General features: G+C 55.5%; 14 protein-coding genes. 2 read left to right on the top strand and 12 right to left on the bottom strand.

Features of this window, described 5'->3' with window-relative positions:
- Nucleotides 1–24: 24 nt before the first annotated feature.
- Nucleotides 25–834 carry an ABC transporter ATP-binding protein gene (locus CFI10_RS04710; protein ID WP_206840047.1) on the bottom strand — a complete coding sequence of 270 codons (810 nt, stop codon included), beginning with the start codon at nt 832–834 and terminating at the stop codon, nt 25–27.
- Between the two features lie 263 nt (nt 835–1097).
- On the opposite strand from CFI10_RS04710, the gene CFI10_RS04705 reads away from it, so the two are divergent.
- Entirely contained in the window at nt 1098–1685 is a 588-nt protein-coding gene (locus CFI10_RS04705) for a nucleoside deaminase (protein WP_206840045.1), read from the top strand.
- A gap of 79 nt (nt 1686–1764) precedes the next feature.
- Here CFI10_RS04705 and CFI10_RS04700 read toward each other — a convergent pair whose 3' ends face one another.
- Complete coding sequence (locus tag CFI10_RS04700; RefSeq protein WP_206840036.1) at nt 1765–2415, bottom strand: peroxiredoxin; 651 nt, start codon at nt 2413–2415, stop codon at nt 1765–1767.
- Between the two features lie 176 nt (nt 2416–2591).
- On the bottom strand, nt 2592–3224 hold the full coding sequence (locus CFI10_RS04695; protein WP_277987745.1) for a TetR/AcrR family transcriptional regulator: 633 nt from the start codon (nt 3222–3224) through the stop codon (nt 2592–2594).
- Between the two features lie 130 nt (nt 3225–3354).
- Between CFI10_RS04695 and CFI10_RS04690 the strand changes: the two genes are divergently transcribed.
- A complete protein-coding gene (locus tag CFI10_RS04690) occupies nt 3355–4953 on the top strand; it encodes a 4-hydroxyphenylacetate 3-hydroxylase family protein (RefSeq protein ID WP_206840026.1) in 1599 nt (532 codons plus the stop codon).
- A 148-nt stretch (nt 4954–5101) separates the two neighbouring features.
- On the opposite strand, the gene CFI10_RS04685 is transcribed toward CFI10_RS04690, so the two are convergent.
- From CFI10_RS04685 to CFI10_RS04645, 9 genes are all read right to left on the bottom strand, one after another.
- Entirely contained in the window at nt 5102–6019 is a 918-nt protein-coding gene (locus CFI10_RS04685) for a flavin reductase (RefSeq protein ID WP_206840017.1), read from the bottom strand.
- Between the two features lie 13 nt (nt 6020–6032).
- The gene (locus tag CFI10_RS04680) at nt 6033–6956 is read right to left on the bottom strand and encodes a catechol 2,3-dioxygenase (RefSeq protein ID WP_206840015.1); all 924 of its coding nucleotides are present in this window, start codon (nt 6954–6956) and stop codon (nt 6033–6035) included.
- Between the two features lie 45 nt (nt 6957–7001).
- Nucleotides 7002–8318, bottom strand: a complete 1317-nt coding sequence (locus CFI10_RS04675) for a TRAP transporter large permease (RefSeq protein WP_206840013.1) — start codon at nt 8316–8318, stop codon at nt 7002–7004.
- The gene (locus tag CFI10_RS04670) at nt 8319–8840 is read right to left on the bottom strand and encodes a TRAP transporter small permease (protein WP_206840011.1); all 522 of its coding nucleotides are present in this window, start codon (nt 8838–8840) and stop codon (nt 8319–8321) included.
- 11 nt (nt 8841–8851) lie between these two features.
- Complete coding sequence (locus CFI10_RS04665) at nt 8852–9874, bottom strand: TRAP transporter substrate-binding protein (RefSeq protein ID WP_242530111.1); 1023 nt, start codon at nt 9872–9874, stop codon at nt 8852–8854.
- Nucleotides 9875–9962: 88 nt separating this feature from the next.
- On the bottom strand, nt 9963–10928 hold the full coding sequence (locus tag CFI10_RS04660) for a PDR/VanB family oxidoreductase (protein WP_206840009.1): 966 nt from the start codon (nt 10926–10928) through the stop codon (nt 9963–9965).
- A 10-nt stretch (nt 10929–10938) separates the two neighbouring features.
- Entirely contained in the window at nt 10939–11694 is a 756-nt protein-coding gene (locus tag CFI10_RS04655) for an SDR family NAD(P)-dependent oxidoreductase (RefSeq protein ID WP_206840007.1), read from the bottom strand.
- Nucleotides 11695–11705: 11 nt separating this feature from the next.
- Nucleotides 11706–12188, bottom strand: a complete 483-nt coding sequence (locus CFI10_RS04650; protein ID WP_206841924.1) for an aromatic-ring-hydroxylating dioxygenase subunit beta — start codon at nt 12186–12188, stop codon at nt 11706–11708.
- A gap of 3 nt (nt 12189–12191) precedes the next feature.
- Entirely contained in the window at nt 12192–13481 is a 1290-nt protein-coding gene (locus tag CFI10_RS04645; RefSeq protein WP_206840005.1) for an aromatic ring-hydroxylating oxygenase subunit alpha, read from the bottom strand.
- Between the last annotated feature and the right edge of the window lie 46 nt (nt 13482–13527).

Raw genomic sequence — 13527 nt, 5'->3', positions numbered from 1 at the left:
TCAATAGATCAGGCAGGCTGAGTATTACGCCGCATGCTCGGCGTCGTTTTTACTCGGCTCGGTGTGAGACTGGCGGCCAGCGAGACCGTTATCCGTTCCTTTGAACAGATCCATCAGCTGGTCGCGCAAGGATTGAAAACCGGCGTCCATATGACGGCGTGGCCAAGGCAGCGCTACGTTAAGCTCATCAACAACGCGACCCGGATTCTGTGACATGATCAGCACGCGATCGGCCATGGTGATCGCTTCATCGATATCGTGCGTGACGATCACCATGGTGATGCCGCGCGCACGACAAATGGCAGGCACCTCTTCCTGCAGGGCGGTACGCGTAAACGCGTCCAACGCCGAGAACGGCTCATCCAGCAACAGCACCTCAGGATCGGTCGCCAGCGATCGCGCCAGTGCGACCCGCTGCTGCTGACCACCCGAAAGACTCTGTACATTGACATCTTTTTTATCGTGCAAGCCCACCATGTCGAGCAGTTCATCAACACGCTGATAGGCTTCTGTCTTGCTGACACCGGCAAACAGCAGACCCAGTGCCGCATTTTCTTTCACACTCATCCACGGATAGAGGGATGCTTTCTGAAACATCATGTTCCATTTGGCACTGGGCCTTGAAACCTGATGACCGTTAATGCGTACACACCCTTCAGAAGGAATCAGAAGCCCCGCCAGCATGTGCAGCAACGTGGATTTGCCACAGCCACTACGACCAATCAGTGCGACCATCTCGCCGGGCTCGATGCGGTTTTCGATCTCTTTCAGGGTTGGTGCCGAGGATGGAGTGAAACGGTGTGTGATGTAATCCAGCGAAATAGTGGCGCCCATGGTGATGCTCCGGTCAAAGGGTGTCTAACCAGTAAAAGCATGTAACGTGCCACTTATTGAAAGGTTTTATATTTCAATCAGTTAAGATAAAAACTGGCAGTTTGTCTGCCATTGTCCTTCGATGACATTGTTCGACAATGTCGCATTGTCAGCCCGCCGCACCTTAATGGCACCAGCTTGGCAGCAAATCCTTCTGCTATTGATAACACGAAAAAAGACAGCTGTAGGGCTACAATGCATTCTGTGCCGCAAGAGGAGCTCATATGAACACCACGCTGTTTGACAAGGATACTGCCATCACCGAGTCGGTTCTGAACACAATCGCGCACATGCCTACTACAAGCCTGCCTGTATTGATGGCTGACGACTTTGCACACAGGCTGTCGGACCGAGATTTTATGCGGATCGCGGTACTGCTTGCCCATAAAGGTTATAACGAGGGTGGCTGCCCTATCGGGGCCGTCATCATCGATAACAGCACACGCCGTATTCTGGGCAAGGGGCACAATACGCTGGTGCAGGAAAGCCACCCCTACAATCACGGCGAAACCTCAGCCATCCGAGATGCCGGCAGGATCGACTTCAGCCATACGACGCTGTTCACCTCGCTCAGCCCTTGCGATGTCTGCGCCACGCTGCTGTACATGCGTGGTTTCAGCCGCGTCGTCGTCGGTGACATCACCAGCGCCAGTGGCAATGAAGCTTTGCTGCGCAGCAAAGGCATTCAGGTCGACATTCTGGAAGACCTGAACGGTATCGAGCTCTATGCGCGCTTCAGAGCGGAGCAGCCACAGCTGGAGCTTGAAGACTGGCGGGGCGTTGCCGCAACAGACACAAAGCAAGATAGCTGATCCCCATCCAATAAAAACGCCCCGCCGAGCGTGTCAGTCTCGACGAGGCGTTAAGATCCTACAGGCCGCTAATTGATGCTTACGGCTGCTTGGTGGTACGCAGGTAAGGCAACTTGATATCGATTTCACCGAATTTGGCTTTCGCATCTTCATCATTCAGTGACAGCGCCACAATCACGTCCTGACCTACAACCCAGTTCGCAGGTGTAGCAATCGGCACCTGATAGGTCGCCTGCAAAGCATCCAGCGCACGCAGGACTTCAGCGAAGTTACGGCCGACGGACATCGGGTAGGTCATCGCCAGCTGCAACTTTTTGTCCGGGCTGAAGATGAACACGACACGCACGCTGGCAGAGTCGGCAGCGGTACGGCCATCCGGCAGGTAGGCATCAGCCGGCAGCATATCGAGCGCCTTGGAAACGGCCAGATCATCGTCTGCAATGATCGGGAATTTGGCCGGTGCACCACAAAACTTTTCGATATCGGCTTTCCATTCAACATGTTCGTCCACGCCGTCAACAGACAGACCGATAACCTTGGTGCCACGCTTTTCCCATTCAGCAGACAGCTGAGCAACCGCACCAAACTCGGTGGTGCACACCGGTGTAAAATCTTTCGGATGACTGAACAGAATCGCCCAGTTGTCACCGATGAAGTCATGCAGTTTGAAATCGCCCAGATCGGTTTTCAGATCAAGGTTGGGTACGGTGTCATTAATGCGAAGTGCCATTTTGAATTTCTCCAGTTGTCTTCCGTTTAGCGCACCCTGGCGCCCACTGATAACATAATAGAATAAGCTTATAATTTTATTAAATTTGGCTTTTCAATCGAAATGATAGTAAAGCCTTATGGCGTTGTCGTTGGAATCCTACGCGATAGCTCACCATCAATACCAGCCCAAACAGCCTATTGAGCATCACACGCCACTACGGCACGACTGACCAGTTGTTTCAGATAGCGGGCAAACAGGTCGCCCGAGTCCTGCCGGAACATACGAATACGCCCTGTGTGGCTCAGCACCAGAAGGCCAACACTGTGTGCAAACAGGGCCGTTACCTCTTCCAGCGCCTGCTCTTGCGGCATGCCAAGTTGCTGTAATCGATCCTGTATCGGCTGGAGGGCATCACGCAGCCGGGCATTGAGCGTTTCGTTCAGCTCGGGGGTGAGCCCGCGGGGCTTCATGCCCTGGAACAGATAAAAACCAAGGTCCAGATCGTGTGGATTTTCCCGATAAAATTCGAAAAACGCCCAGGCGGATGCCTGCAGGCACTCCACTGCCTGCTCGGTTTCTGCCGTGGCAGCTTCGACCTGCTGGTTCAGCCGCTCAAGCGATTCACCCAGCAAGGCTCCATACAACTCCTCCTTGCTGGCAAAGTAACTGTAGATCGCACCGGGTGAGTAGCCTGCACGGTGCGCAATTTCCCGCATGCTGGCCTTGTCCATTCCAAGCTCAAAAAAAGCGGACCTGGCGGCATTTAATATGAGCTCTCGGCGCGCATCTGTCAGGCTTTGATGTCGAAGTTGGCGTGGATTTGCCACTGCACAGGCCCCCCTTGTTAACGCAGTAAAAGTTGCGTCGTATTTGACACAATCTGGGCAATAGTATAAACAGTGAGAAGTTTATTGAACACTGTTCAATATAATCATCATGCGTTTAACGGAGGTCAGCATGGCGTCGAACAACACAAACCCACCAGTGAAAGCTGCATTGATGTCAGGGGCCGAATACCGGGAGTCCTTGCGCAGGTACAACCCCAGGGTGTTTGTTAACGGTCACGAAGTCAGCAGTGTGGCTGATGAGCCGGCCTTTCAGCCCGGTATCAACGCACTGGCCTACACCTATGATTACGCACTCAAGCCTGAACTGGCGCCCATTGCACTGGCCACGCAATCCAGCCGGAACCGAATTGTGAGCCGGATGCTGCATGTGAACGAATCCGCCGGCGACCTCCTGAACAAGCTGGAAGCAGTCAGAGTACTGTGTCAGGAAACCGGCTGCGCTCAGCGCTACCTTGCCCATGACGCACTGAACGGCATTGCTCAGGCTGTGGCCCGCATTGATGACGCCAGAGGCACAACTGAGCACAGTGCCCGTTTTGAAGCCTATCTGGCTCATGTTCAGGATGAAGATCTGTCGCTGGGCGTGGCGATGACCGATGCCAAAGGTGATCGAAGCCAAAAACCGCACCAGCAGTCCAACCCGGACACCTACGTGCATGTGGTTGAGCAAAACGGCAAGGGCATTGTCATCAGTGGCACCAAGGCGATCGTCACCGGCGCCCCTTACATGCATGAACTGCTGGTGATGCCCTGTCGCGATATGGGACCTGAAGATGCAGATTTTGCCGTCTGCTGTGCCGTACGCGTGGATGCTCCGGGAATCACGATGGTGTCACGACCCGCCGGTCGCCCCGGCGAAAAGCTGGAACACGGTGACGCCCTTTTCTCGCGCAAGTATGGACAGGCGACGGCGGTGGTGATATTTGACCGAGTATTTGTGCCTTGGGAGCGGGTGTTCTATGCCGGTGACTGGGAGCACAGTCATGTACTGACCTACAGTTATGCAACCCATCACCGACACAGCTGCATTGCGGCCCGTGCAGGCTTTGGTGACCTGCTGATCGGTGCCGGCGCCCTGATGTGTGAGGCCAATGGCCTTGATCCTGAGCGCAAAAGCAACCTGCGCGACCCGATGGTGGAGCTGATCAAAATCACCGAGGGCTTCTACGCCTGTGGTGTCGCTGCCAGCGTCTATGCCACACAGGACAGATACAGTGGCACTTTCATGCCGGACCCGGTTTTCAGCAATATCGGCAAGCTGCTGCTGGCGACACAGATCTATGACATGCACCGCCTCGCCCATGAAGTCTCGGGCGGGCTTATTGTCGCACTGCCCGGCCCAGACGAAGACCATAACCCGGCCACGGCGGCCAGCCTGGCCGAGGTACTTCAGGCCAACGCCGACATCCCCTACGACAAGCGTATTCAAACTGCCCGCTTCATTGAGGATTTGACCGCTTCTCACCAGGGCGGCTGGTACTCCATCATCAGCCTGCACGGTGGCGGCTCACCCGCTGCCATGAAGCAGGAGATCTGGCGCAACTACCCGGTAGGCTCGAAGGTGGAACTGGTGGAACGCCTGCTTGAACGTGGGGTACTGCATGACGAGAAACGCTCGATCACCAAAAACCGTCAACCCGGTCGCTGCTGTGATACCGGCTGTACCACACCGGGCCAGCCGATGATGGTTCCGTTGAAAGAGGTTTGACAGCTGTCGGTGGGGCATTAGCGAGATCACCGGGATTGTACCCGGTGATCCTGAACGCCAGCGGCTACAGCAGATGCTGGCCGAGGGGGATCCGATCAACGCCCTGAATCACACTAAGCGGCATTGGATCTGATACGGGGCTGGCCCCCTAGCCAAGCCCCTTTTGCAGCAACCGCAGACTTTCCTTCAATGTTTGCTGCTGCTCCTCACTGAGGCAGGACATCACCTGCCGCTCGTGCTCAATCGCCTTGTCCAGCAGCTGGGTTGCCAGCTGCTGCCCTTTCTCGGTCAACCGGAAGCAGCTACCCTCCACCTGCAATAGCCCCTTGTCCTGCAGCCATTCGCCGGTAAACATCAGCTCTTTGAGTGGCTGGGAAACATAGCGGCAAATCTGCTCTTGCTCCATCGCTTCGCCATCGGCCAGCAGCGTCAATACACGCCATTCTTCGGCGGTCACCCCAAAATGGCTCAACCTCGGATAGAAGTCAGAGGCATAGGCATTGAGTGTCTGACGTAACTGGAACAACAAGTAATCACCCAGAAACCCCCTGGCTTCCAGCGGCCCGGTCGGGGCCTGAACCGCGGGGTGGGTTTCGGGCACCGCATAGCGCCCGTTGTGGAACACCAATGAGCTGACGTTTTCCTCATAGGAGTAATCGATCACCTCGCCCACAATAATGAAGTGATCTCCCCCCTCGTAGACGTTCCAGGTCTTGCAACCGAACCAGGCTGCCGTGCCGTGCAGCAGTGGAGAGCCATGCTGGTCGTCGCGGGTGTGGATATCGGCAAACTTGTCCTCGCCCCGGCGCGCGAACCGATTGGAAATTTCAATCTGGTCATTACGCAGCACATTGATGGCAAAGGATTTCCCACGGGTGAATGCCGCCAGACTCCAAGCCCCCTTGTCAATGCTCCACAGCACCAGCGCAGGCTCGATCGACAGGGTGTTAAAGCTGCTGGCGGTCATACCGATGGGATTACCCTCAGCATCTCGCGTAGTAATTACGGTTACGCCGGTGGGGAACTTGCCCAGCGCCCGGCGAAAATCTTTCGGATCAAATGACATGATTGTCTCCGATTCAGGTCAGCACGCTCAGGAAACGCTCGTTCAACTGACGGTCGTGATAGAAAATTGCTTTACCCAGCTCGCCCGCATCCCAGGTCACCGGCTCGTGGTCCGGGTAGTGGTAGTCGCCACCGCAGAAAACTTCATTACGATTGCCGGAAGGATCAAAGAAATAGATGGTCTGACCATGAGTCAGCCCATGACGTGTCGGGCCAATATCGATTGAGGTATCGGTCATGGAGATCAAGTCCGCCGCCTTGAGCACATCGTTCCAGGTCTCCAGGAAGAAGGAAGCATGGTGAAACTTGCCTGGTTCCGGATGATCGATAAACGCCACATCATGTGCCTTCATGCTGGCAGTCAGGAACTGGCCGACACGCTTGCCGTCCGGTGTCATAACCTGCTCAGCCAGATCGAAGCCGAGCACATCACGGAACAGCTCTAAAGTGCGGTCCAGGTTGGGGCCGTACAACAGGCAGTGGTCGAAACGGGTCGCCTGCATGCCTTTGAGGCCACGTGGCCAGGCTTCCGGGTTGTGATTACCCACACCCCACTTGCCGGTCTGCTCCTTGGTGGCAAAAAGCTCGAACGCGTGCCCGGTGGGGGCAACAAAACGGACGCGGCGTCCACAGTCTTTAAGATCACCGGCGGGAATGTCTTCCACTTCACAGCCGAACGCAACCAACTCTGTGCGCAGGCTGTCCACAACCTCTTCGCTCAAGCACTTGAAGCCCATGAAATCCATACCGGCTTCGTCCGCTTCACGCAGCACCACCGAGAATTTGTCCACTTCGGTCCAGCCCTTGAGATAGACACGGCCCTGATCGTCACGGTCCATTTCAATCAGACCGAGCAGGTCTACGTAGTGCTTGACGGCTTCATCCATATCCAGCACGCGAATCTGTACGTGCCCGGGACGCATTACACCTTTTTTCATTGGGTTACCTCAGCTTTTATTGTTATGTCAGTTTCGGTGTGTCATTTAACCCAGCGAGTTGGGCAGTAACAGTGACAATGATGGAATTGATGCGATCATTACCAGTCGCAGGATGTCTGCCAACCAGAAAGGAACGACTCCACGGAAAATGGTTGAGAGTTTGACGTCCGGAACCACACCGCGCAGTACGAACACATTCATACCCACCGGTGGTGTGATTAGACTGATTTCGGTCACGACCACGACAAGAATGCCAAACCAGATCAGATCCATGCCCATGGCCTGTACCATCGGATAGAACACCGGCACCGTGAGCAGGATCATCGACATGCTTTCCAGCGCACAGCCCAGCAGCAGGTAAATTGCAATCAGTATTACCAGCACCATAAACAGGCTGAACCCCTGCTCCACCACCCAATCGCGCAGCATCATCGGCATGCCGGTCATGTTGATGAAATTGGAGAAAATCAGCGCACCAATCACAAGGAAAAACAGCATTGCGGTTGTCCGTGCCGCATTACTGAGTGAACGGTACATCATCTTTGCACTGAGTTTGCCGCTGAACATGGCAATCAGGAAGGCCCCTGAGGCGCCGATCCCGGCCGCTTCAGTCGGGGTAAAAATGCCGGCATAGATGCCGCCCATCACAATGATGAAAATAAGGTTGATGCCCCATACCCCCTTCAGAGAGATCAGCCTCTCTTTCCAACTGGAGCGAGCACCGGCAGGGCCACTTTCAGGCTTAAGCCTGACAGTGACAATCACTGCAACCATATAGAGCAGAATACCGATGATGCCCGGAATCAGGCCAGCAATGAACAGCTTGCCAATATCCGTTTCGGTCATCAGGCCGTATACCACCAGAATTACACTGGGGGGGATCAGAATGCCAAGACTTCCGCCGGCGGCAATGGCACCGGTAGCAAGCCCATCTGAATATTTATATTCACGCATGGAAGGCATCGCCACTTTGGCCATGGTGGCGGATGTCGCCATGGAACTGCCACACACGGCAGAAAAGGCACCGCAGGAAACAACGGTCGCCAGTGCCAGGCCACCCTTGAAGTGCCCCAGAAAAGCGTTGGCCGCACGGTAGAGCTGTTTTGACATCCCCGACTCGGTAATCAGGTTGCCCATCAGCAAAAACAGCGGTACAACCGACAGGCCGTATGCAAGGCCAGTATCAAAGGCGGTCGATGCCACCATATTAAGCGAGATGCTCCAGCCACGTGGGTTACCATAGGTAACCTGCTGCACAAGTGCAAAACCCACCACGCCGACAATCGCCATGGCTATGCCCAACGGCACACGGGCCAGAATCAGCACCATTAAGGCCGCAAAGCCGATCAGACTTGCTTCCATTTACTGCTCTCCTTGTGCAAAGAGACGACTGCTGCCAAATATCAATCGAAGGACCAGAGCCAAGGTGGCAAGACCTGTGGTAATTGCCATCATGAAAGCCAGCCAGGACAGCGGAATCTGCAGTACGGCAGTAGTATCGGCGTAACGCTGCACCTTGAGGGCATGCTCCCACAGCACCCAGGTAAAGGTACCAAAGGCCAATACGTTGATTACCTCAATCAACGCATTCTGAATACGCTGCCCCCAGCTGCCGAAGAAAGAGTCCAGCAGGTCCACCGCAATATGCCCACCTTCTGCCGTAATCAGTGGCAGTCCCAAAAAGATCACCGCCGCCAGCATCAACTCGGTCAGCTCATAGGCTCCATTCAAAGGAGACGAGAACAGATAGCGTCCCAGTACATCGATCAGTGTCACCAACATCATCATGAACATGACGATGGCGGCCGTACCGCTGAGCAGGTGGCGGTACAACAGTACCACCACCTCTCGGCTGCCGGCTGAAGCTCTGAGAGAAGCTTTCATCGGCTCACCTGTCAGTCTTTGGCCAGTTCACGGCTCAGTTCGCGGAATTCCGCCAGCGCTGCAGCACCGTCAACGCCGGCAGCTTCAGCCTGCTTCAACCACTCCTGCACCATCGGCTCGCTGGCTGTACGAATTTCGTTCATGAACGCTTCGTCTGCGGTCAACACTTCATTGCCATTGGCCTTGATCGCTTCCAGCCCCTTGGCATCCTGGGTATCCCACATGCGACCAGCCAAGCGTGCCAGCGTTTCACCGGACACCTTCTCGATAGCTGCCTGATCTTCCTCCGGCAGGCTTTCGAAGCGATCTTTATTCATCACGACAAAGAAGCTGAAGTTATACAGCCCACCCGGCACCAGCGTGGTGTAGGTGGTTTTGTCCTGAATATTGAAAGCCGGTACGGATTCCAGCGGAAACAGAGTGCCATCAGCTACGCCGCTGGACACCATCTCGTAGGTGCTGGAAGAGGGCTGCTGCAATGACACAGCACCAAGAGCAGTGGACAGTTCATTCATGATGCCACCACCCACGCGAAGCTTGAGGCCCTGCATGTCGGCTGCACTTTTCACACTGCGACGGCTGTTGTGGATATGACCCGGACCATGCGTGAACAGACCCAGCAATTTAACATCCTTATGCTCGTCAGCCTTGCTCAGATACTTGTTGTATACCTGCCAGTAGGCAGCAGACGTGGCTTCCGCACTGTCACCACCGAAGGGGAACTCGACCATTTTATAAAGACTGAAACGGCCCGGGGTGTAACCGTGTGCACTATAGGTGATATCCGCCTGGCCTTCTGCAGCCAGATCATAATGCACCCGTGGGTGACCAAGCGCAGATGGCAGCATAACTACCTTGACACGACCTTCAGTTGCTTCTTCCACGCTATTGGCCCAGGGTACCATCACTTCACGTACCAGAGGATGACCTGACGGCAGCCAGGACGACATGGTCAGGCGCGTTTCCGCCTGCGCACCTGAAGCCAGAAGTGCGATTGTTGCAGTTGCAGCGACTCGAAACATCATCTTCTTCATCGTTATTCTCCGTTTCTGGTTTTAGTCCGGTCCGAACCGGCGTCCAACCGGAGCATAGTGCGCCGGTCGGCCTATACAGCGAACTGTTTCAGATATCGACCACCAGGCGCGCGCTTTTGGCTCGTGAGCAACAGAGCGCGATCTGGTCGTTGTCTTCCTTTTCCTCGTCTGTGAGGAAGTGGTCTCGGTGATCAGGAATACCCTCGATCACATCACAGATACAGGTCCCGCATACACCCTCTTCGCAGGACATCTGTACCTTTACCCCGGCTGCCTTCAGGGCAGTGGCGATACTTTCGTTGGGACCGACCTGTACGGTCACATCACTGGCTTCGGCATAAACTTCAAACGCTTCACCACTGATATCCACCTCTGCGTTGAAATACTCGAAGTGAATCTGCTTGTCTGGCAACCCTGCCGCTTTGGCCTGCTCGATCACCCAGTCCATGAACCCGCCAGGGCCACAGACATACAGATGGGTACCGGGCTGGGCTTCTGCACAAAGCTGTTTTGGATTGATCCGACCGGTGTCACCGGCGTCGTCAAAGTGCAGCACAAGTTGCTCACCAAACTCGCGCTTGAGTTCTTCAAGGAACGCCGCCTTGGCTTCACTGCGACTGCAGTAGTGCAGTTCGAAAGACTTGTTTGCCGCCTTCAAAGCGTATGCCATGGCGATCATCGGCGTAATACCGATACCGCCACCGATCAACAGGCTGTGCTCTGCATCCATTTCCAGTGGGAAATGGTTGCGCGGGGCACTGATCTGTACCTCGGCACCGGCTTTCAACTCGGCATGAATCTGCCTGGAACCACCACGTGAATTGGGGTCATTCAGAATCCCCAACCGGTAGCTGCTGCTGCCCGGCGCATTGCTCAGGGAATACTGCCGAATCAGTTCCGGACCCAATACTACATCGATATGGGCGCCGGCCTCAAAAACCGGCAGTGCGTTGCCATCAGCTGCGCTCAGATAAAACACGGCGATCTCGTCGGTCTGGTCTTCACGCCGCGTGACGGTCACATGAATGAGAGTGTTATCAATATTGCTCGTCATAGGTCTCGCCTCAGCGCATGAACAGGCCGCCGTTGATGTCCAGGGTCGTACCGGTAGTGAAGTAGGCTTCCGGCCGTGCCAACTGCACCACCATTTCGCCGATAAAGTCGGCATCGCCCAATTGCCCCACCGGAATGGCGCCCAACAGCGTTGGCAGGCGCTCTTCAGGTACAAGTGCCTTGACCATCGGTGACTCGATCGGTCCCGGCGCGATGGCATTTACCGTCACGCCTTGGCTGGCCAGTTCTTTGGCAAACACCTTGGTCAACGTAATGATGGCGCCCTTGGAGGCAGCATAGTGAGCACCGGTCGAGGTGCCCCCATTCTGTCCAGCCAGCGAGGCCATGTTGATGATGCGGCCATAACCCTTGTCAGCCATATGCCGACCCATCACCTGACAGCCGGAGAAAGTGCCACCGAGATTGATGTTCACCACATCGGCAAACTCTTCTGGGCTGATCTCCATCACCGGTGTCGCACGGGTGACGGCTGCGTTGTTTACCAGAACATGCAGATCACCCCAGCGCTCCAGTACAGCCGCCAGTGCAGCTTCAAAATCCGCCTTGCTGGCCACATCCAGCGCCAGCGGCATGACCCGCTCACCACTGCTGTCCATGGCCGTTGCGGCAGCCTTGGCCGCGTCCAGTGAACGGTCTGACAGGGCGACCCGGTAACCGGCGGCCTGCAGACGGGCTGCAATGTTATTGCCAAGGCCCTGTGCTGCACCGGTGACCAGCGCAATATGAGACTGTGTTGGGTTACTCATGCGGCCACTCCTTAGAAGATGAAGCTAACAGTGCGCAAGAAGCCGTCCGCATGCAGCAGTTTCACGACCTTTTGCTCCAGTTTGAAACCGTCCGCGCTCGGTTTCAGGCTGTACTCCACGTTGGCCGGGTAGGTCACCAGCTTGCCGTGGCGCAGCTCGTTCAGTGTCATGGCGCAGCGTGCAATTACCAGATCATCACCCGCTTCAAGCACACGTACACGGGACATCATGCGTACGGTATCGCCAACCGAGATGGCAGAAACGGATTCACCGTTTTCCAGACGCGCCACGCGCATGCGCCGCATGTCAGCATCGTCCATCGCCAGGTTCAGCGTGTTCAGATAATCCATTTCATTCAGATCAGCCGGCACGATATAGAGGCCTGATTCGGTCCACAGCGAAAGCCATTCCTGATAGCCCTTGTGGTCCAGCAGATCCGCTTCATAACCAATGAATTCGATCACCTGCGCCAGCAGTTGGGTATTGGATTTCATCACTTATTTCTCCTCTCCAGCAGCCATCATTTTCTTATACTGGCGATAGGCACCGCGCATGCCGGTTTCGGAACAGACCGATCCAGCCACATTACCGTCTTTGGACTGGTGCAGGTTGTTCATGCCGCGGTTGACCAGAATCCAGCCATCATTGCCTGCCATAGAGCCTTTCTGGACCCGTTCCCAGGCTTCACCATCATCCGGCGTACCGAAGCCCATCGGCCCCTGGAAGTGCTCGTGCAGACGCATGCGCTTGCGGTTAAATGGAGCCGGGGCGCCTTCACCGCCCAACGCTACGTGCTGAATCTCGGTCTCACCTACGCTGACCGGCCGCAACACTCGGAAAAACGCCATGGAGCAGGAGACATTCGGGAACAGGTTGAGGTTGAAACCCGTGCCGTGGGCAGCACGGACCAGTTTCTTCACTTCGTCTTCCGTTTTGCCTTCATTGCGCAACTCCTGCGCCAGCTTTTCGAAGCGGGCCGGAATCGGCTGATCCAGATCTTCTTCCAGATCCACCAGCTGCGGAATCATCACCATTACGCTGTGGCCGTTACCCAGGTCTTCAACGAAGCCTTCACCATCGAGGAAGTCAAAAATATCGGCAGTCGCATCATCCAGAGAGGTCACAAATGATTTGTGCACAATCGGGAAATGGTAGGCATCGGTAGTGTTTTCCAGCTGGATTTTCCAGTTGCCCGGGAAGTTGAAACGATGCTCGCCCAGTACCTTGACCGGATAACCACCGCCCTGCTTCATGAACAGGTCGATCCACTTCTTCGCACCACCGAGGAAGTCTTCCAGTGGTTCGATGTCATCTCTAAAAGTAGCAAATACCATGCCCTGATAGGTTTCCACCCGCAGGCTTTCCAGCGGCAGTTCACTCTTGTCGAACACGCCGTCGTACTCTTCCGGCTTGGGCAACGCGCGCAGGCTACCGTCAAGACCATAGCCCCAGCCGTGATAAGGGCAGGTGAACGCCTTGGTCTTGCCTTTGCGTGCTTCGCACACGGTGGCGCCACGGTGGCGGCAGCGGTTCTGCAGTACATGCAAATTCATCTTGCGGTCGCGACTCAGGATGACCGGCTGACGACCGATGTAAGCGGTCTTGAAGCTGCCTGCTTCCGGTACTTCGCTCGCGTGGCCAACAAAGACCCAGGTGTTGTTGAACACCTTGTCCAGCTCTTCCTCGAAGATGGCCGGATCAGAGTAGAGATCCTTGTGTACCCGGCCCTCTTCTACCATTTCAGCCGCTTTCAGGCTGATGTTTTGCATATCGATCAGTTCACTCATGGTCTTGCTCTCTTCATTCGTTGCCTTGCTGGCGCTGCCGCCGAGC

The organism is Marinobacterium iners (assembly GCF_017310015.1).
Lineage (GTDB): Bacteria > Pseudomonadota > Gammaproteobacteria > Pseudomonadales > Balneatricaceae > Marinobacterium > Marinobacterium iners.
Note: the sequence above shows the minus strand (reverse complement) of the source record. Positions and strands in the feature narration are given on the sequence as shown.